Origin of the sequence: Nocardioides sp. R-C-SC26 (genome assembly GCF_021246465.1) — a bacterium.
Lineage (GTDB): Bacteria > Actinomycetota > Actinomycetes > Propionibacteriales > Nocardioidaceae > Nocardioides.
Genome location: NZ_JAHRHK010000007.1, coordinates 151,448 through 171,176, shown reverse-complemented (window position 1 = coordinate 171,176; position 19,729 = coordinate 151,448). Strand labels below are relative to the sequence as shown.

The following is a 19,729-nucleotide window of genomic DNA, read 5'->3' as shown; positions in this document are numbered from 1 at the left end:
GCACAGCCGGCGCGCATCGGTGGACCCGGGCTCAGGCCACGAACGCGCGGCCAGGACGTCGATCGGCGACGACGTCGCGCGAGCCGGCCGCGGTCAACCCCTCCCAGGCCTCTGCGAGCCGCTCGACCGCGAGCACGAGGTCGGCCTCGGGTCGCGTCCACGGGATCCGTACGAAGCGGTCGAGCCCGCCGTTCAAGGCGAAGGCCGGCCCCGGAGCGACGATGACGTCGCGCCGCTCCGCCTCCGCTGCGAGCCGGACCGCGGACGTCCGCGGGGTGCGGGGCAGTTCGCACCACAGCACCAGGCCGCCCGAGGGCCGCACGAAGCGCCACTGGGGCAGGTGCGTCGCCACGGCGTCCACGAGAGCGTCGCGCTGGGCGCGTAATCGCGCCAGGTGCGCACCGAGAACCGCGGCGGGGTCGGCCAGCAGGCGCGCGGCCGCGAGCTGCTCGATCACCGGCACACCGAGGTCGAGACCCAGCCGCGCCTGGGTGATCCGGTCCAGATGCTCGTGGGGGCTGCGGATCCAGCCTACGCGCATGCCGCCCCAGAACGCCTTGCTCGCAGAGCCGACGGTGATCGCCGCCGGTGCGTGCGCGGCGAACGGCATCGGCATCCGCTGGCCGTCCAGCGCCAGCGGCTGGTGGGCCTCGTCGATGAGTGGAACGGTGCGGGCGCGGCGGAGGGCGGCTGCCGTCGCCGCGCGCTGCTCATCGTCCATCAGGTGCCCGGTGGGGTTCTGGAAGTCGGGGATCAGGTAGGCCAGGCGGGGCGCGACGTCGCGCACGGTCGAGCGCACGACGTCGAGGTCCCAGCCCTGCGGGTCGACCGGCAGCGGTCGCAGCCGCGCGCCGGCGCCGGCGATCGCCTGCATCGCGTTCGGATAGACCGGCGACTCCACCAGGGCGCGATCGCCGGCCCCGAGGAATGCCCTCGCCACGATCGTCGTGGCGCTCAGCGCGCCCGGTGTCACCAGGATCTGCTCGGGATCGGTCGGCAGGCCGCGGGCCGCGTAGGTCGCAGCGATCGCCTCCTGCAGCGGGCGAAGACCTGCTGGGTAGTAGCCGTGCCCGCTGAGGTAGGCAGGCAGTTCCGCGACGGCGTCGGCGTAGGCGGCGGCGATGCCCGGGGGAGCGCTGGCGGCGGCGCAGTTGAGATCGATCGCGTCGTGGTCACCGGCGCGGGGCAGCAGAGCCCGGTCGTGGACGGCGGATCGGCCGCCGGGAACGCGCGTGAAGGTGCCCGCACCCACACGCGCCTCGGCGTACCCCGCCTCACGCAGCAGCGAGTAGGCGCGCGTCACCGTGGTGCGGGAGATCCCGAGTGCCTCGGTGAGGTCCCTCTCGCTTGGCAGCCGGACGTCGAGGCCGACGCGGCCGTCGCCGATCAGGAGGGTGAGGGCGTCGGCGAGCCCGACGTAGGCCGGCGCGCGATCGAAGCCGGCCACCAGACCGGCGAGACGTCGCGCCGACAGAGTGGACTGGTTCATGCAGGCCACTGTTGCACGATTGGCTATTGAGGACCAGGCCAATCGCGAGGCATCGTGAGGTCGTGACCGAGACCGCCGTCCCAACTCCCGCCGTCGCGTTGCTGACCGACCTCGGGCCGATCGAGCAGCTGCGAGCGGGTCGGCTTCCGCGCCGCCTGGCGCAGCTCGCGGTCGGGTTGGTGCTCTACGGCGCCTCGTTGGCGCTGATGGTGCGCGCCGACCTCGGCCTCGCGCCGTGGGACGTGCTGCACTCGGGGCTGATCCAGCACGTGCCGATCACTCTGGGGCAGGCCGTGGTGGTGATGAGCTTCGTCGTGCTGCTCCTCTGGATCCCGCTGGGGGAGAAGCCGGGTCTCGCGACGATCGCCAACGCCCTGGTGGTCGGCTTCTCCGCCGATGCCACGCTGGCGCTCCTCGACCCGGTTGACGGACTGCTGATCGAGGTGCCGTTGATGTTCGGCGGCATCGCGCTGTGCGCGTTCGCCACCGCCGTCTACGTCGGCGCTCAGCTGGGTCGCGGGCCGCGCGACGGGCTGATGACGGGGCTGGCGCGTCGCACCGGGCTCTCCATCCGGCTCGTGCGCACCGGTCTGGAGGTGACCGTCGTCCTGATCGGGCTCGTGCTGGGCGGCGTCGTCGGCGTCGGCACCGTCGCGTTCGCGCTGCTGATCGGCCCGATGGCCCAGGCCCTGATGCCACGGTTCGTCGTCGCCACGCGTTGACCCGTCTTTGTCTGAAGACGGGTCAACGCGCGATGGGTGGTTGACCCGTCTTTGTCTCAAGACGGGTCAACGCGAGATCAGCGGGCGTTGTCGGGGACGCCGCCGGCGAGCATCGCCTGCAGGCGCTTGGTGGTGTCGGTGAAGCCGTCGACCGAGCCGTCGAGGAAGATCACGTTGCCTTGGCCGTCGCGGGCGGTCTCGCGGATGGTCTCGGTCCACATCACGAAGGCCAGCAGGCTCGGGTCGATGCCGTGGCTGGTGAGCTCCTGAGCGGATTCCGCGACACCCTCTGCCACGGCCTTGCGGAAGCTGGCCAGACCGACGCCTCGCAGCCGAGCCGCCTCGGCCTCGTTCTCGGCGCCGATCTTGATCGCGGCACCCTCGGCCTCTGCCTCCTTGGTGCGCCGGATCAGCAGTGCCTGTCCCTCGAACTCCGCGGCAGTCTGGGCGTTCTTGGCCGCGACGACCTTCGACATCGACAGCATGACCTCGGAGTCGAAGGTGATGTCGTTGACCGTGAGGTCGACGAGCATGTAGCCCCACGAGGCGAGCTGCTCGTCCAGCGTGGTCTTGGCATGCTCGACGATCGTGCCGCGCAGGCCCAGAACCTCGGCCTGCCGCTTGTTCGCCACGTACTCGCGCACCGAGGCCTCCACCGCGGAGGTCAACGCGATGTGGAAGCTCTGCATGTCGATGAACTTGAACGCGACCTTCTGCACCGTCTCCTCGGAGTGATCGGAGACGGTGAAGATGATCGTGCTGGTGAAGTGCACGTTCGCCTGGTCGTTGGTGATCGCAGCGAACTGCAACTGTCGGGTCTGGTTCTGCACCGGCACCTTGGAGTGGATGTGCTCGAAGAGCGGCATCAGGAAGTTCAGGCCCGGCTGCAGCACACGGCGGTACTTGCCGAACATCGTCACGACGCCGACGTGGGCCTGGTCGATGGTGCGCACCGAGAGCATGAGCAGCAGCACCACGACGACGGGGATCGCGATCAGGATCATCGAACCGGGCATGACTTCCTCCAACGACGGCGACGCGGGCTAAGCCCGGCCTCGAGAGCCGGGCCAGTTCGCCCATCCTTGCAGTTCCCGCCCACCCGCCGGCATGCCAGACTCGGCGCCATGACGTCCGGGACGCCCGAGCAGCCCAGCGCTGCCGAGACTGCTGCCGCCTCTGACTCCGCGGGCGGTGCCGCGGTTGCGCCCCTCGCGCCGCCCGAGCCCGTCGTCACCCTGACGGCGCCCGAGGCCCCCGCCGCGGTGTCCGCCACGGCGGCGCCCAAGATGGCGCCGGCCGTCGCCGCCGAGGTCATGCCCGAGCTCGACGCCAAGGTCGACTCCTTCATGGGGGCCCTGTCCACCGCGCAGGTCGGCAGTCCGGAGTTCGCCGCCCAGGCGGAGAACGTGCGCACGATGGGCGACGCCGACATCCGCAAGGCCGCTGAGACGTCGAACCGGATGCTCGACAAGCCGGTCACCGCGCTCAAGGAGGGCGGCATCGCGCAGGGAAGCAGCGTCGGCAAGACCCTGCTCGAACTGCGGCGGACCGTGGAGGACCTCGACCCGAGCGAGGCCAAGGGCACCCGCAAGCTGATGGGCCTGCTGCCCTTCGGCGACAAGATCACCGACTACTTCCGCAAGTACCAGTCGGCCCAGACCCAGCTCAACGGCATCCTGCACAGCCTGCGCAACGGCCAGGACGAGCTGACGCGCGACAACGTCGCCCTCAACCTGGAGAAGACGAACCTCTGGGCCGTGATGGGCCGGCTCAACCAGTACGTCTACGTGGCCGAGCGACTGGACGCGAAGCTGTCGGCCCGCATCGCCGAGCTCGAGCTGACCGACCCCGAGGCCGCGAAGACGCTGAGCCAGGACGTCCTCTTCTACGTGCGTCAGAAGCACCAGGACCTGCTCACCCAGCTCGCCGTCTCGATCCAGGCCTACCTCGCCATCGACATCATCATCAAGAACAACATCGAACTCATCAAGGGCGTCGACCGCGCGACCACGACGACCATCTCCGCGCTGCGCACCGCCGTCATCGTGGCGCAGGCACTGAGCAACCAGAAGCTGGTGCTCGACCAGATCTCGGCGCTCAACACCACGACCTCCACGATGATCCAGCGGACCTCGGAGATGCTGAAGGAGAACTCCGCGGCGATCCAGGAGCAGGCGGCGTCCTCGACGATCGGCATGGAGCAGTTGCAGGCCGCGTTCGCCAACATCTACGCCACGATGGACGCCATCGACGACTTCAAGCTCAAGGCGCTCGACTCGATGTCGCAGACCATCGGCGTGCTGGAGACCGAGGTCGAGAAGTCCAAGTCCTACCTGGCACGCGTCCAGCAGCACGACGCCCGCAACGCAGCCGGCACGCTGGATCTCTCCGGTCAGCCGCTGAGCTGATCGACGCCTCAGGTCACGTCTGCGCATGGGTCTTCGATCATGGTGGCGATCGCGCAGTGCGACGGATGCGCCGGCCGCGCCGGCGCCGCCCACCGAGCAGGACGTGCTGGCCTCGCTGAACCGGGTCAACGCGATGCTCAGCGACGGCAACGCACCGCCGGTCGTGACGTCGCGGGTGGTGCGCATCGCGCGCACGATCAACGCCACGCTGCCCCGGTTGCGCAACCTGGGGCTGGGCAGCCAGGAGGCCTACTCGGTGGTGGCGACGGCGACGACCTACCTGCCGGAGTCGGTCGGCGCCTATCTCCGGCTCCCACGCCAGTGGGCCGACACCCGGCCGATCGACGGCTACAAGACCTCGTTGATGGTGCTCGTCGAACAGCTCGAGCTGCTCGCGGGAACGATGGACTCGATCCTGGACGCCGCCAACCGCGCCGACGCACAGGCGCTGCTCGCACACGGCATGTTCTTGGAGGCCAAGTTCGGGCATACCGCAGACGGCGGCCCCGACCTCTCCCTGAACAGCCCGACATGACACCGCCCCGGCAGGCTCCCCAGCCGCCGACGCCATCTCGAAGGAGCATCCGATGAGCGCGACGCCGCGCACGCTCGCCGCAGCACTCGACGCGTTGGCCGCCGTCGCCGAGACCGCCGGGCAGGACGCGACGACGGCCCGGCGCGAGGGGGAGGCGCTCGCGGCCACCGTGTCCGAACCATCGACCGGCGCCTTCGTCGACTGGTGCGCCCAGACCGGCCGCGCCCGCTCTGCCGAGGAGTTCTTCGACGCGGCCTCGCGCGGCCGCCGATATCGGGCCGCGCCGACGGCCACGATGAGCCTGCTCGCCGTCACCGGGTCGCCGCACGCGCCCACGTACGCCGCCGCGCTGGGCGACGTCGCGTTGGCCGGTGCGGAACTCGGCACGCCCGATCCACGAGCCACCGGCAACGCGGCGACGGCGGCCGCTGCGCAGCTCGGCGAGTCCGCCTCGGTGCGTCCACCCGCGCCGACCGTGGGCGACGAGGTCGCGCAGTCGTTGGTGCAACAGCTCTCGGCGGTGCAGCGCAGGCTGGCAGGACTCGACCTCGGCGGCCTGGCAGGCGGCATCTCGACAGGCTCGATGACCGGGCCGCCGCCGGCCGAGGAGGAGGCGGGAGGTTCGATGACCGGCCCGCCGGTGGTCGAGGAGGCTGCGCGAGGAACGGGCGGCACCGTCTCGGAAACCCCCACGCCCACGCAGGCGGCCCCGCCCGCGGACCCCGCGCCGGCCGAGCCCAAGGTGCCCGCCGAACCTCAGAAGTCGGTCGAAGAGCTGCTGGCCGAGCTCGACGAGCTCGTCGGCCTGACCGACGTCAAAGCCGAGATCCACCGCCAGGCGGCGGTGTTGCGGGTCGAGGGGCTGCGCCGCGACGCGGGCCTCAACTCGCCGACCATCACCCGGCACCTGATCTTCAACGGCAACCCCGGCACCGGCAAGACGACGGTGGCGCGCCTGGTCGCCGGCATCTACCGCGCGCTCGGCCTGCTCTCGAAGGGTCAGCTGGTCGAGGTCGACCGCTCCGAGCTGGTCGCCGGCTACCTGGGGCAGACGGCGATGAAGACGGCCGAGGTCGTCGCCTCGGCGATCGGCGGCGTCCTGTTCATCGACGAGGCCTATGCGCTCGCGGGTGACCAGTACGGCCAGGAGGCGGTGGACACCCTGGTCAAGGAGATGGAGGACAACCGCGACGACCTCGTCGTGATCGTCGCCGGATACCCGGTGCCGATGGAGGTCTTCATCGGCCAGAACCCCGGCCTGGAGTCGCGATTCCGTACCACGCTGGACTTCGTCGACTACACCGACGCGGAGCTGGTGAGGATCTTCGCCTCGATGGCCGCCAAGGCGGAGTTCGACGTCGACGACACGGTGCTCGACCGCCTGCGCGAGCTGCTGAGGGTGGTGCAGCGCGGGCCGACGTTCGGCAACGCGCGGTACGTGCGCAACGTGCTGGAGGCCTCGATCGGCCGTCACGCCTGGAGGCTGCGTGACGTCGAGACGCCCACCCTGGAACAGTTGCGACGCATCGTGGCCGACGATCTCGGGGAACCGGAGCCGCTGGTCCCGCCCGAGGACGCCGACGCGATCCCCTTGGAGTCGGTGGACCTCGGGGGAGCGCAGGCCCCGATCCCCACCGAGTCGACCAGTCCCGTGGAGCCCAGCCCGAACGAGGAGGCACCGTGAGCCAGACGGCGTCCGCACCCAGCCCCACTTCCGGTCCCACTCCAGGCCCCGCTGCGGGGACGCCGACCGCGCACGTCGTGGGCCTCGACATCCCCGCGCCCGGCACACCCGCCCCACTGGTGACCTCCGACGGCGCCCGCAACCTCGCCGAGGACGTGCCCGGCCTGCTCAACCGCCTGCAGGTGCTGGCGGTCGCGACCGTCGTGATCTTCGGCGTGGTCTCGGCGCTGATCCAGGTGCTCTCCTGGCAGGCCGGTGGCCGTGCCGCCGACAACACCGAGCAGGTCGTGCGGGTGCAGAAGATCCAGTCGCTGCTCCTGCGCGCGGACGCCCTGGCCACCAACGGCTTCCTGATCGGCGGGCTCGAGCCGGCCGACCAGCGCGCGGCCTACCAGAGCTCGATCGAGGACGTCCTCCGCCTGATCACCGATGCCGCGCAGGCACAGCCCGCGGACAGGAACGTCCTGGCCGACCTCAACGCAGCCGTCACCGACTACACGACCGCCGTCGCCCAGGCCCGCGACTACAACCGGCAGCAGTTCCCGATCGGCATCGCCTACCTGAACCGCGCCGGCGACGGTCTGCGTGCCGACGCGCTGCCGATCGTGCGCGCGCTCGTCGACGCGAACTCCGACCGGGCCGTGGAGGAGATGGAGTCCCAGCATCCCTGGTGGCTCACCGGGATGGGCCTGCTCGCGGTGGGCTCGTTGTTCCTGGTGAACCGGTCGATCGCCACCCGCTTCCACCGGCGCATCAACGTCGGCATCGCCACGGCGGGCGGGATCGTCCTGGTCGTGGCGCTGCTCGGCGCGTACCACGCCTCCTCCAAGCACTCCGACAACGCCGAGACGCGCGCCGGGCCCTACGCGGACGCCGTCCAGGAGGCGCGGGCACGCTCGGCGCTCAACGACGCGAAGGCGCAGGAGAGCCAGGGGCTCATCAACCGTGGCTCCGGCGCCGCCTACGAGGAGTCCTGGACTGCTGCCGCCGAGGTGGTGCAGGCGAACGCCTCACCCCGCACGCTCGCGCTGTGGGAGCGGTACGCCGAGCAGCACGGTCAGATCCGCGCGGCCGATGACAGTGGCGACTGGGACCGTGCCGTCCGACTGGCGACGACCGACGAAACCGAGGCCGCCACCGCCCTGCTCGACGAGGCCGACGCCTCTGCCGATCGCGTGAGCGCGGTGGCGGCGACCGACGCCGCCGACGCGTTCCGGTCCGGTGGCGTGATCTCGCTGGTCCTGATCGTGCTCACCCTGCTCGGCGCCTTGGCCGCTGCCGGGGCCGCGACCTGGGGAGTCAACCAGCGACGGAGGGAGTACGCATGACCACCCGACCTTCTTCGCTTCGCTCCTCCGCGAGCAAGCCCGCAGGGACCCCAGGAAGGAACGACCCCGCGGCACTGAGGCGCGCTCGGGCCGCCGCCGTCGCGACGGTGATCGCCATGACCCTCGGGCTTGCTGGGTGTGGGGGCTATGCCGACACCACGGTGCCCAAGCCGCCCACCACTACCTCCGCGCCTGCGGCGCCGGCAACCACGAAACCGTGCGACAACGAGGATCCCGCGCGTTTGGACTCCTACGCACCCGCCGGAAACTCCGGGGACGGCCCTGATGTCAACGCGATCAAGCAGCGTGGCCGATTGATCGCAGGCATCGCCGCCGACACCCTGTTGCTCGGCGCACGCAATGCCGAGACGGGACAGATCGAGGGCTTCGACATCGATTTCGTCTACGCCATCGCCCAGAAGCTCTTCGGCGTCGGTGCCGAGCAGGCCCGCAGCAAGGTCGAGCTCCGCGTGATCACCGCCGCCGACCGCATCCCGTTCCTCCAGAACGGCACGATCGACATCGTCTCGCGCAACATGACGATCACCTGTACGCGCTGGCAGCAGATCGCCTTCTCCACGGAGTACTACCGGGCGGGGCAGAAGGTGCTCGTCGGCAAGGACGCCGGCATCGAGTCGATCGAGGACCTCGACGGTAAGCGGATCTGCGCCCCGGCCGGTACGACCAGCATCGAGAACATCCAGAAGATTGCGCCGAAGGCGATCCCGGTCACCGCTGGCGACAACTCCGAGTGCATGATCCTCTTCCAGAACGGCGAGGCCGACGGCGTCAGCACCGACGACACCGTCCTCGCGGGCCTGGCTGCGCAGGATCCCTACGCCGAGGTGCTCGACACTCAGTTCCTCACCCAGGAGCCGTACGGCATCGGTGTGAAGTCGGAGAACCAAGACCTGGTGCGCCTGATCAACCAGACGCTCGAGGACATGCGCGGCGACGGCCGCTGGCAGGAGTCCTACGACACCTGGCTACGCCCCTACCTCGGGCGTGGCGAGCAGCCGCCGGCTCGGTACGGGCGCTGAGGCTGCGATCGCCGATGTCCGTCTCCGACGCCTACTCACCCTCGCCGGGCGTACTCGGCGCCTCCCCGGTCGCGCCCGCGGCGCCCGGGGCGATGGGCGCCGCGCCGGAGCCGGCGGCGCTGCAGCGCTACCTGGTCGATCTCGAGGCCTGGGTGCGCGGTCGCCAGCAGGAGCTGGCCGATCTCGACGCGATGGCGCTGGCTTCGGGGCACGGTGTGGAAGTGGCCACCGACATGGCGCTGGCCATGTCGGTATGGAAGGCCGTCGCCGACCGGTACCAGCTCGTCTTCGCCACCTGGGACGGCGGCCGCGTCCTGCAGTCCGAGCGCGAGCGGATCGCGGCGCTCATCTGGGGCCGCCTCGACGGTGCGGCCGAGATCCCCGGCGGCATGGCCGTCTCCCTGCCCGAGGCGTGCCGGCTCTCCGATGCCCTGGCGAGCCAGCTGCGCGCACGCATCTCCCTGGCTCCGGGTGCCTCCGAGGCGGCAGCGCACATCGCCGACCTCCGCGCCCAGCTCGAGCGGATCCGCGACCAGGTCGGGCTCGAGCCCGCCACCCAGCGCGATGCGGCGGTCGACCGGCTCGCCGCGCTCATGGCACGCCTGTCCGACGTCTCCGAACGGGCTCAGCGCGGGGCCGACGTCGGGGGCCTGCTCGCGCCGCTGGAACAGGACGCCTCGGTGTTCGAGCGCGACCTCATCGTCGGCAACGCCCGACGTCGCGACGCGCGCGATGCGCTCGCGTCCGTGCGGGAACTCCGCGCCGACCTCGAAGCCCGCGAGGCGGCGCTCGAGCAGCTCGCCGCGCGGTGCGTCGCGACCGTCGACCCCGCGCCCCACTACGCGATCCCCGACGTGGAGATGCTCGGCCCGGTCCCGAACACCGCCGAGGAGTTGGCCGGCTACCGCGACCGTCTCGACCGGGTCGGGCAGGCGCTCGGCTGGGCCCAGGAGAAGTACGCCGCGGCGCTGGCCGAGCACGCCGACCTGATCGCACTGCTTGACGCCTACCTGGCCAAGGCTCGCGCCCTCGGTGTGGCAGACCGTGACGACCTGAGGGTCAGCGAGCAGCAGGCGCGCGCCGTCCTGGAGCGACGCCCGGCCCCGATGGCGGTGTGCCGCCAGCTCGTCGCGACCTATCAGAGCTGGCTCGCTCTCGCAGCTCCCACCGACGTTCCGCACCCGCAGCACGAGGAGAAGCCATGAGCGCGACGACCTGCACCCAGCCTGGTTGTTCCGGCACGATCGCCGACGGCTACTGCGATGTCTGCGGCATGGCCGCAGCTCCCGGCTCGACCCCGGAGGCTGGGTCGCCGGTGGTCGAGCCTGTCGCGACCCCCGACGGTGCGTCCTGCGACCAGCCCGGATGCGCGGGCACGATCGCGGACGGCTACTGCGACACCTGCGGCATGGCGGCCACGCCGGGCGCCGTCCCGGCCACGGGCGCGGGACCCGGCATGCCGGACGACGTCTCGGTGGCGACGTCGGCGAGCCGCGTCCAGTCAGCGGCCTTCGGGTCGCGTCGCGCGGGCGCGGACTCGGTGGCCACGCGTCAGGCACGCGCAGGATCCCAGCGCCTGCGAGCGGCCCGGATCGGTGCCGGGTTGACGAGCGTGCCACCCGCGCCGGCGGTCGACCCCGCCAAGGCGATCAACCCGAACCCGGCCGTGCCCGAGGACAAGCGCTCCTGCTCCAAGTGCGGCAGTGCCATCGGCCGTTCTCGCGATGGCCAACCAGGTCGCGAGGAGGGCTTCTGCCCCCAGTGCGGCCAAGCCTTCTCCTTCACCCCCAAGCTCCGGGCCGGGGATCTGGTCGGCGGTCAGTACGAGGTCGCCGGTGCCCTGGCACACGGCGGACTCGGGTGGATCTATCTCGCGCGCGACCGCAACGTCTCCAATCGCTGGGTCGTGCTGAAGGGCCTGCTCAACTCCGGCGACCCCGATGCGCTCGCCGCCGCCATCGCCGAGCAGCAGTTCCTCGCCCAGGTCGAGCACCCGCTGATCGTGGAGATCTACAACTTCGTCACCCACGACGGCGCCGGCTACATCGTGATGGAGTACGTGGGCGGCAAGTCTCTCAAGCAGATCCTCAAGGAGCGGATGAAGGCCGCCGGCGGTGCCTACGACGCGCTGCCCGTCGATCAGGCGATCGCCTACATCCTGGAGATCCTCCCGGCCTTCCAGTACCTGCACGATCTCGGGTTGCTCTACTGCGACTTCAAGCCCGACAACATGATCCAGGTCGGCGACTCGATGAAGCTGATCGACCTCGGTGGCGTGCGACGCATCGACGACCACGAGTCCGCCATCTACGGCACGGTCGGCTACCAGGCGCCCGAGGTCGCCGAGGTCGGGCCGAGCATCGCCTCCGACATCTACACGATCGGGCGCACTCTGGTCGTGCTCTGCATGGAGTTCCGTGGCTACCAGGGCACCTACCTGCACACCCTGCCGCCGCCGGAGTCCACCCCGCTCTTCGCCGAACACGACTCGCTCTACTGGCTGGTCGCCAAGTGCTGTGCGCCCGACCCGGCCGACCGATTCGCCTCGGTCGACGAACTACGCGGCCAACTGTTCGGTGTCCTGCGCGAGGTGGTGGCCGAGCGGACGCCGGGCACCTCGCTCACCTCGGCTGCCTCCCCGCTGTTCGCGCCGCCGACGACCTCGCGGGGCGTCCTGGAATGGTCGCAGCTGCCCAAGCTCCGGGAGGACACCACCGACTCCCAGCACGGCTGGCTCTCGGGCATCGGCAGCGACGAGCTGGCGGAGCGGCTGCGGGTGCTCGACACCGAGGCGCCCGAGCGGACGGCGGAGGTGCAGCTGGCCATCGCCCGCACCGCCCTCGAGCTCGGCGACGCTCGGCGCGCGCACGCCGTCGCCTCGGAGATGCTCGGGACAGACCCGTGGGAGTGGCGTGCGCTGTGGGTGGACGGCCTCGCGGCGATGCACGAGGGAGACTGGGCCGGAGCGCAGGCTGCGTTCAACGCCGTCTACCAGCAGGTGCCGGGCGAGCTCGCGCCCAAGCTCGCGCTCGGCGTCGCGTGCGAGAAGGGCGGGCAGCCCGAGGTCGCCGAAGGCCTCTACCTGACCTGCGCGGCCACGGACGCCGCCTACGTCGCTCCGGCTGCCTTCGGGCTGGCGCGGGTGCGTGCGGAACGCCGTGACGCCGCGGGCGCCGTCGAGGCCCTCGACCTGGTGCCGCGCACGAGCCGCGGGTATCCCGAGAGTCGTCAGCTGCGTGCCGAGGTGCTGCTGAGCCAGGGCACGCGCGACCTCGCGGTGCTGGATCAGGCGATGCGGTCCATCGAGTCGGCCTCGATGGACCCGGCCACGCACGGGCGCTACAGCGTGCGCATCCTGGAGCAGGCCCTGGCGATCGTGACGACCGGCGGCAGTTCGCCGGCCGGCACAGCCGCGCAGATCGGGTCGGTTCCGGCGACCGAGGCCGGCATCCGGGAGGGCATCGAGCGCAGCTGTCGCCAGCTCGCGCGCGACGCCGTCGCGATGCCCGAGCGGATCGAGCTGGTCAACCGGGCCAACGCCGTCCGCGCGTGGAGCCTGACGTGAGCGCCTGTACGGCGTGCGGCGCGGCGCTCGACGGCGGCGCCGCCTTCTGCGAGGCCTGTGGGGCACGCCAGGGCGCCGCGGTAGCCGGCGGACCTGGCGCCGCGGTCACGCCGCCGGTGAGCGAGGAGGCGGCGCCGTTCGACTCCGTCCGTGTCTCCGCGGCCGCCGAGATCGTGGCCGACTCCGGCCGCCGTCCCTGTGTGGAGTGCGGCGGCGCGGTCGACGACGACGCGTACTGCCAGCTCTGCGGGGCCAAGCAGCCGAGCGAGCGCGACCACTACCGGCAGGAACCGGCCGGCGAAGGCGGCTGGGTGGCCGGCGTCTGCGATCGCGGCATCGTGCACCACCGCAACGAGGACGCGATGGCGCTGCTCGGCTCGCCGACGTCGGGTGAGCGCGCCGTCCTCGTCGTGCTGGACGGCGTCTCGAGCGCGGAGGACTCCCACCTCGCCTCCGAAGCGGGGGCACGGGCCGCGTGCGAGGCCCTGCGCGCGCCCTTCCCGCAGGGCATGGGCACGGCAGAGAGCCGGCACGCGGCAGCCACCGCGCTGCTGGCCCAGGCCGTTCGCGCGGCGAACGACGCCATCGACGCGACCACGCCGGAGGAGTCGGCGAACCCGGCCTCGGCCACGTTCGCCGTCGCCGTCGTCGAGGGTGAGCGTCTCGTCGTCGCCAACATCGGCGACTCGCGCGTCTACTGGCTGCCCGATGGTGCGGACGGCGTCCAGCTCACCGTGGACGACTCGGTGGCGCAGATGCAGATGGCCGCGGGCGCGACCCGGGAGGCCGCGGAGTCCGGACCGCAGGCGCACGCGATCACGCGCTGGCTCGGCCGCGATGCCCCCGACCTCGCTCCACGGGTCGCCGAGGCGACCGTGTCGGTGCCCGGGTGGGTGCTGGCGTGCTCGGACGGCCTGTGGAACTACGCCTCGGACCCGCAGGCGCTGCGAGCCCAGGTCGACGCTGCCGCTGTGCCCACGCCAGATCCGATGGCGATCGCGCTGGGGCTGCTGGCATTCGCGAAGGGCTGCGGGGGTAGGGACAACATCACCGTGGCGCTTGCGCGCGTCGAGAGGGCGGAGGCGCCATCGGGACGAGCGCCTACGCCCCCCGGGCAGAATGCCCTCATCGACCCGACCGAGGAGACCTGATGGCCGAGTTCACCGCGAGCGTCTACCAGAACGAGTTCCTGCCCGACGGCGGCACCGACGTCAACGCGATCGTCACGATCACCTGCTCGGGTGCCGGCACGGCCGGCCAGTCCGGGGCGGGCGCCGCGGGCGAGATCATCATCGTCGACACCTCCGGCTCGATGGGGCCGGCCACGATGGCAGCGGCGAAGGACGCCGCCCAGGCCGCTGTGGCGGAGATCGTCGACGGCACGTGGTTCGCGATCGTCGCCGGCTCGGACCGAGCGATGCTCGCCTACCCCCAGGTCAGCAGCGGGCCCGGCATGGTGCGGATGGACGACCGCACCCGGCAGGAGGCCAGCGAGGCGATCAGCCGCTTCGTCGGCAGCGGCGGCACGGCGATGTCGACCTGGCTCGATCTCGCCGGACGGCTCTTCTCCTCCGTGCCCGACGTCACCCAGCGTCACGCCATCCTGCTCACCGACGGTGAGAACCGCGAGGGCGCGAACATGCTCGACGAGGCGATCGCGCGAGCCACGGGCTACTTCCAGTGCGACTGTCGGGGTGCCGGCACCGACTGGCAGGTCGCCGAGCTGCGCCGGATCTCCCAGGCGCTGCTCGGCACCGTCGACATCATCCCGAGCCCCGACCAGATGCGCGCCCAGTTCCAGGACATGATGCGCAGTTCGATGGCGCGTGGCATCGCCGACGCGCAGTTGCGGGTCTGGGCTCCGCAGGGCGCTCAGATCCTCTTCGTGCGGCAGGTCTCGCCCAGCGTGGAGGACCTCACCGCGCGCCGTGTCGCCGTCAACCCCCTCACCGGCGGCTACCCGACCGGGGCGTGGGCCGACGAGTCGCGTGACTATCACGTGGCCGTGCGGGTGGCGGCCAAGGCGATCGGCCAGGAGCAACTCGCCGCGCGTGTGCAGATCGCGATCGGCGACGACGTCCTCGCGCAGGCGTTGGTCAAGGCGACGTGGTCGAACAACTCCGAGCTCACCGCGAAGATCGACGCCCAGGTCGCCCACTACACCGGCCAGACCGAGCTCGCGGCGATGATCCAGGAGGGTCTGGCAGCCAAGGCGGCCGGCGACGAGGCCACCGCGACGACCAAGCTCGGGCGCGCCGTGCAGCTCGCCGCCTCGACCGGGAACGACGAGGCGACGTCGAAGCTGCGCAAGGTGGTCGAGGTGGAGAACGAGCGCGAGGGCACGGTGCGGCTCAAGCGCACCGTGGACAAGGCCGACGAGATGGCTCTCGACACGGCCTCGACCAAGACCACGCGGATCAAGAAGCAGACCGACCCGAGTACTGCAGGGGGCACGACGACGTGAAGTGTCCAGCTGGCCACGACTCCACGGCTACCGACTACTGCGACACCTGCGGCGTCGCCATGCCCGACGCCGGTGAGACCGGCTCGCCCGCGGCCACCACCGATCCCGCGCCGCCCGACGGCGCGGCGCAGGCGACGAGTTGCCCGAACTGCCAGGCGCCCACGCCGGCGAACGCTCTGTTCTGCGAGAGCTGCGGGTACGACTTCACCACCGGCGCGATGCCGCGGCCGATGACCCCGCCGTCCGGCCTGGACCTACCGCCTTCGCACGGTGCAGGCCCGAGCATTCCGACGGCCGAGCCTGTCGAGACCGCGACCGATCCCAACCCCTCACCGGCCCCGGCTGACGCGTGGGTGGCCGAGGTCTGGATCGACCCCGACTGGTACGCCGACCAGCAGAGCACCGACCCGCTGCCCTCGCCCGGCCTGCCGAGTGTCGTGGCGCTGCGGCACACCTCGGTGCTGATCGGCCGAGCCTCGCGCAGTCGGGGCATCGCGCCCGACATCGATCTGGGCACCGACAACGGCATCAGCCGCCGGCACGCGCAGCTCACCACGGACGGGAGCCGGTGGTTCGTGGAGGACCTCGGCTCCTCCAACGGCACCTACGTCGGAGGCGCCACCGGCCTGCTCCCCAAGACCCCGATCCCGGTCGGACAGAAGACCGAGATCGCCGCCGGAGACCGGGTCTACCTCGGAGCCTGGACCCGCATCGTCGTCCGTCAGGCGGCGCCGGGCGAGGTGTAGGCCAACTCGTCGATCCACATCCGCGACGCCCCGGTGCGTCGGTCCGATATCAGTACGCTGATGCCGTGCTGGCCGCAGGACCGCCCCTGATCGGGCGCGACGCCCTGCTTGCAGAGCTCGCCGCACTCCACGTCGCCGCGGGCGGCTCGCGCGCGCTCCACGTCCGTGGGGAACCCGGGTCCGGACGGAGCCGCTGGTGCGCCGAGGTCGCGGCGCATGCCCGCAATGCCGGACGGCGGGTGGTCGCCGTGCGGGGGATCGAGGCGGAGCGGATGGTGGACCTCGGCGTCGCCGACGACGTCGCGCGCGCACTCGGTGTCCCCGTGCCGGCAGGGACGACGTCGGTGGGCCTTGCCGCGTCGATCGCGGCCGCGCTCGACGACGAGCCGACGACCCTCGTGATCGACGACCTCGCCTGGGTCGACAGCGCGAGCGGCGGCGTCCTGCACCGCGGGCTCCGCCTGGTCACGGGCGACGTCGTGCTGGCGACGGCGGGCGACGTCGCCGACCCGGGGGATCCCTGGCCTCGGGACCACCGGCTGCTCACGCGGCTCACCGACCATCAGATCGGCCTGCTCATCGAGCGGACGGCGACCGCGGCCGTCCGCAGTCGCGCGTTGCGACGGCTCATCGGTTGGGCCGACGGCTCCCCGGGCGTCGCGGTCGAGCTCGCGGACGCCGTCTCCGCCGACGGCGCGCTGGACGACGTCTCCCGGCGGCTGGGAGATCGTCAGGTCGAGGCGCTCGCGCGCCTGGGCGTCGGCGCGCGCCGGCTCCTCCTGCTCGTGGCATTCGCCGAAGACCGTGGCGTCGCGAGGATCGCGACGGCCGCCGGTGTCTCGGAGGCCGAGGTGAGAGCCGAGCTTGCTCATCTCCCGTATCCCGTGCGCGTCGTGGCGCACGATGCCGTCCACTTCCGCTCGCCGTTCGTCGGGCGGAGCCTGCGAGCGGCGGTGGGGGCGGAGGAGGCGCGTGCGGTGCGGAGCGCGCTGCTGCCGACGGCGGGACCCGGCGAGTCGTTGCGCACGCGCGCGGCGTCGGTGGTGGGCGCCGACCGGGACGTCGCGGAGGAGCTCCTCGCCGACGCGGACGCGGCGCTCGCGCGAGGTGCGCTCCCTCTCGCCGCGGCCAGCGCCCGCGTGGCGGCAGACGTCGCGGTGGGGGCCGAGCAGCGGTGCCGGGCGCTAGTGGTCGCGGCGGAGGCCGGCATCGGCCTCGGTGACCTGACCAGGGCCGCCGAGCAGCTGGCTGCCGCGGAGCCGGCGACGACCCGTCAGGTGGCCGAGATCGCGATGGTGGAGTTCCGGCTCGTCTTCGAACGCGACGCGGCCGCGGCCGGCGCTGCACTGCAGCGCGCCGAGGCCGCCCTCGGACGCGGGGAAGGCGAGTCCGACCTGCGGGCCGAGCTCGCGACGTGGGAGTCGTTCCTAGCAGCGCGGGACTTCAGGTTCGGCGAGATGCCGCAGATCATGCGCCGGGCGCGCGACCACGCCGAGGCCTCCGGGTCACGCGAGCACGTCGGGCTCACCATGGCCGGCAGTGCCGTGGTCACCCTCTTCGCAGGTGAGCCGGTCGACCTGGACGCGGTATCGGCCGTGGTCGGCGAGCTCGACCCGTCGATCGCGCGGCACCCGGTCGTCGACCCCGCCTTCATGCTCGCCACCTGTCATTGGGTGCGAGGCGAGTTCGACACCGCCTACGCCATCAGCACCGAACGCACCACGACGTCGCTGGAGTCCGGGGACCTCGCCTACAGCGCCTTCCACGTCGTGCTGGCCTATCTCGCCGCGCGTGCGACGGGGCGCGTCGTCGAGCTGGAGCCGCTGCTGGACCTCGTGGAGCGTCGGGCCCGCGAGTTCCGTCACGACACCGCCGACGGACTGAGTCTCCTGCTCGGCTACGTCCGCGCCCTCGACGCCGGCGACGACGCCGCGGTCGCACTGCTCGAGCCGTCGGTGCTGGAGATCGCCGTCGACGGCACCCAGTCGCAGGTGGAGATGCTCGCCCTCTTCGGCGAGGCGATCTGCGAAGGTTGGCAGCTCGGCGGCCGCGCCGCGCAAGCCGTGGCGCTGCTCGGCGTCCACGTCGAGAGGGTGCTCGGCTCGGTGGTGCCGGAGCCGACGATGCAGTCCAGCGTCGTCGCGGGAGCCGAGGCCGCCGTGCTCGCGGGCGAGGCGGAGCTCGCGCGCCGATGGTTCGCAGCGCTCGGCACCGACCCATGGGTCGAGCGACCGCACCTGGAGGGCTCCCGCCGGCGGGTTGCGGCGCTGCTGGCGACCGACGCCGGCGACCTCGAGGCTGCCCTGGCTCACGCGCGCGCGGCGATAGCGATGGCTCGCGACGCCGGGCTGGTCACCCACCACGCCCGGGCGCGTTGGGCCGAGGGCCGCGTGCATCGCGCAGCACGCCGACGTCGTGAGGCGGCCGAGGCCTTCGCCGACGCGGCGGCGCTCTTCGAACGCGCGGGCCTGGCGGCCTGGCGCGAACGCTGTGCCGATGACGCCCGACGCATGGGCACGACGGTCTCCGACGAGGACGACCTCGGCCTCTCGCCGTCGCAGCGGCGCACTGCGGAGCTGGCAGCCTCCGGTGCGACCAACACCGAGATCGCCGCCCGGCTCGGCGTCTCGGCCCGCACGGTGGAGTCGCACCTGTCCGCCACCTACCGCAAGCTCGGCATCCGACGCCGCAGCCAGCTCGCATCTGCGTTGGGCACCGCGATGCCCTGACTCCTGCGGACCTCCGGGGCGGAACGCCGCGGGATCAGCGCTTGGTGGCGATGATCGTGCTCGCGTCGGCGGCCACCATCACCTCGACGGCGGTGAAACGCTCGTCGGTCAGCCACTGCTCGCGCAGGGTGTCGACCCGACCGCCGTAGACCGGAGGCCAGCTCTCGCACGGCACGAAGTCGTCGAGCACCACGATCCCGCCGTCCTCCACCAGGTCGGCGATGGCGTCGACGCTGACGTCGTCGCCGAACCCGCCCGAGCTCTGCCCGGAGTCGAGGAACAGCAGGGAGAAGGGCCCCAGCGTGTGCAGCGTCGACCAGTCGGCGGCGAGCACCTCGACCTGCGGGTCGTCCTGGAAGATCTCGGCGGCCGCACGGGCGAGCTTCGGGTTGAGCTCGGCGGTGACGATCGTCGCCTTCTCGCCCCGGACGCCGGAGCGCAGCCAGGCGGTCCCGACGCCGCAGCCGGTGCCGAACTCGGCCATCACGCCGTCGCGGGTGGAGGCCAGCATGGCCAGCAGTCGGCCGGTCTCGTTGCGGCAGAACGAGACGTACCCCGCCCGACGCGACACGTCGAACGCACGCGCGACGATCTCGGGGAGTTCGGGGGAGGCGCTCACCGGATGAGTGTTGCCGCGCCGTGCCGCGGGGCCACTGACGTCTCGCCATCCGAACGAGTCGGAGCAAATGCGGGCGCGACGGCGTCGAACGTGGCTATCATCGACGCACCATGCGGAACCTGTGCGTACTTATTGAGCGCCGCGGCGAGGCCCAGCAGGCTTGATCCTGCGAGTGAGGCCACCTCGTCGTGGTGGCTCGCACGCGCTGAAGTTCCCGTAGTCCAGCGCATGGCCTCGTCAGGACCGTCGGATTCCCGACGATCCGCATCACGTTCGGTGATGTCTCCACGGTGGAGGGCGCAGGTGACGCGCGGATCCGCTCGCTGAGGCCAGGCTCGCCCGACCGTCCCTTGCGATCCGAGGGACGATGCACGGCTCGCCACTCGGTTCCTCCGTGGGG

At 71.8% G+C, this 19,729-nt stretch carries 15 protein-coding genes; 12 read left to right on the top strand and 3 right to left on the bottom strand.

Annotated elements, in window-relative coordinates; genetic code table 11:
- Window positions 1–31 precede the first annotated feature (31 nt).
- Window positions 32–1,489 carry a PLP-dependent aminotransferase family protein gene (locus KSO97_RS08845; protein ID WP_232678028.1) on the bottom strand — a complete coding sequence of 486 codons (1,458 nt, stop codon included), beginning with the start codon at window positions 1,487–1,489 and terminating at the stop codon, window positions 32–34.
- A gap of 62 nt (window positions 1,490–1,551) precedes the next feature.
- Between KSO97_RS08845 and KSO97_RS08840 the strand changes: the two genes are divergently transcribed.
- A complete protein-coding gene (locus KSO97_RS08840) occupies window positions 1,552–2,211 on the top strand; it encodes a YitT family protein (protein WP_232678025.1) in 660 nt (219 codons plus the stop codon).
- A 77-nt stretch (window positions 2,212–2,288) separates the two neighbouring features.
- Here KSO97_RS08840 and KSO97_RS08835 read toward each other — a convergent pair whose 3' ends face one another.
- Window positions 2,289–3,227 carry an SPFH domain-containing protein gene (locus KSO97_RS08835; RefSeq protein ID WP_232678024.1) on the bottom strand — a complete coding sequence of 313 codons (939 nt, stop codon included), beginning with the start codon at window positions 3,225–3,227 and terminating at the stop codon, window positions 2,289–2,291.
- A gap of 108 nt (window positions 3,228–3,335) precedes the next feature.
- Here KSO97_RS08835 and KSO97_RS08830 point away from each other — a divergent pair, with 108 nt between their 5' ends.
- The 11 genes from KSO97_RS08830 (at window position 3,336) to KSO97_RS08780 (ending at window position 18,710) form a co-directional block, all read left to right on the top strand.
- A complete protein-coding gene (locus KSO97_RS08830; RefSeq protein ID WP_232678023.1) occupies window positions 3,336–4,619 on the top strand; it encodes a toxic anion resistance protein in 1,284 nt (427 codons plus the stop codon).
- Between the two features lie 25 nt (window positions 4,620–4,644).
- Entirely contained in the window at window positions 4,645–5,154 is a 510-nt protein-coding gene (locus tag KSO97_RS08825; protein ID WP_232678022.1) for a hypothetical protein, read from the top strand.
- Between the two features lie 52 nt (window positions 5,155–5,206).
- Window positions 5,207–6,838 (top strand): AAA family ATPase, encoded by a 1,632-nt coding sequence (locus KSO97_RS08820; RefSeq protein WP_232678018.1) that lies wholly within the window; start codon window positions 5,207–5,209, stop codon window positions 6,836–6,838.
- Window positions 6,835–8,166, top strand: coding sequence for a hypothetical protein (locus KSO97_RS08815; protein ID WP_232678015.1), 1,332 nt, complete (start codon window positions 6,835–6,837; stop codon window positions 8,164–8,166). The genes KSO97_RS08820 and KSO97_RS08815 overlap by 4 nt, the downstream gene beginning before the upstream one ends.
- A gap of 242 nt (window positions 8,167–8,408) precedes the next feature.
- Complete coding sequence (locus tag KSO97_RS08810; RefSeq protein WP_232678013.1) at window positions 8,409–9,206, top strand: glutamate ABC transporter substrate-binding protein; 798 nt, start codon at window positions 8,409–8,411, stop codon at window positions 9,204–9,206.
- 14 nt (window positions 9,207–9,220) lie between these two features.
- Window positions 9,221–10,411 (top strand): hypothetical protein, encoded by a 1,191-nt coding sequence (locus tag KSO97_RS08805; RefSeq protein WP_232678011.1) that lies wholly within the window; start codon window positions 9,221–9,223, stop codon window positions 10,409–10,411.
- Window positions 10,408–12,771 carry a serine/threonine-protein kinase gene (locus KSO97_RS08800; protein WP_232678010.1) on the top strand — a complete coding sequence of 788 codons (2,364 nt, stop codon included), beginning with the start codon at window positions 10,408–10,410 and terminating at the stop codon, window positions 12,769–12,771. Before KSO97_RS08805 ends, KSO97_RS08800 begins: the two co-directional genes overlap by 4 nt.
- Entirely contained in the window at window positions 12,768–13,922 is a 1,155-nt protein-coding gene (locus KSO97_RS08795) for a protein phosphatase 2C domain-containing protein (protein WP_232678009.1), read from the top strand. The genes KSO97_RS08800 and KSO97_RS08795 overlap by 4 nt, the downstream gene beginning before the upstream one ends.
- Window positions 13,922–15,235 carry a VWA domain-containing protein gene (locus KSO97_RS08790; RefSeq protein ID WP_232678006.1) on the top strand — a complete coding sequence of 438 codons (1,314 nt, stop codon included), beginning with the start codon at window positions 13,922–13,924 and terminating at the stop codon, window positions 15,233–15,235. The genes KSO97_RS08795 and KSO97_RS08790 overlap by 1 nt, the downstream gene beginning before the upstream one ends.
- Entirely contained in the window at window positions 15,232–15,981 is a 750-nt protein-coding gene (locus tag KSO97_RS08785; RefSeq protein ID WP_232678003.1) for an FHA domain-containing protein, read from the top strand. The genes KSO97_RS08790 and KSO97_RS08785 overlap by 4 nt, the downstream gene beginning before the upstream one ends.
- Window positions 15,982–16,046: 65 nt before the next feature.
- On the top strand, window positions 16,047–18,710 hold the full coding sequence (locus KSO97_RS08780) for a helix-turn-helix transcriptional regulator (protein WP_232677999.1): 2,664 nt from the start codon (window positions 16,047–16,049) through the stop codon (window positions 18,708–18,710).
- A gap of 34 nt (window positions 18,711–18,744) precedes the next feature.
- On the opposite strand, the gene KSO97_RS08775 is transcribed toward KSO97_RS08780, so the two are convergent.
- Complete coding sequence (locus KSO97_RS08775) at window positions 18,745–19,329, bottom strand: class I SAM-dependent methyltransferase (RefSeq protein ID WP_232677998.1); 585 nt, start codon at window positions 19,327–19,329, stop codon at window positions 18,745–18,747.
- Between the last annotated feature and the right edge of the window lie 400 nt (window positions 19,330–19,729).

Coding starts and splice junctions, on each gene's coding strand:
- KSO97_RS08845 (WP_232678028.1), bottom strand. CDS start 1,489: ATGAACCAGTCCACTCTGTCGGCGCGACGTCTCGCCGGTCTGGTGGCC.
- KSO97_RS08835 (WP_232678024.1), bottom strand. CDS start 3,227: ATGCCCGGTTCGATGATCCTGATCGCGATCCCCGTCGTCGTGGTGCTG.
- KSO97_RS08830 (WP_232678023.1), top strand. CDS start 3,336: ATGACGTCCGGGACGCCCGAGCAGCCCAGCGCTGCCGAGACTGCTGCC.
- KSO97_RS08825 (WP_232678022.1), top strand. CDS start 4,645: ATGGGTCTTCGATCATGGTGGCGATCGCGCAGTGCGACGGATGCGCCG.
- KSO97_RS08820 (WP_232678018.1), top strand. CDS start 5,207: ATGAGCGCGACGCCGCGCACGCTCGCCGCAGCACTCGACGCGTTGGCC.
- KSO97_RS08805 (WP_232678011.1), top strand. CDS start 9,221: ATGTCCGTCTCCGACGCCTACTCACCCTCGCCGGGCGTACTCGGCGCC.
- KSO97_RS08800 (WP_232678010.1), top strand. CDS start 10,408: ATGAGCGCGACGACCTGCACCCAGCCTGGTTGTTCCGGCACGATCGCC.
- KSO97_RS08790 (WP_232678006.1), top strand. CDS start 13,922: ATGGCCGAGTTCACCGCGAGCGTCTACCAGAACGAGTTCCTGCCCGAC.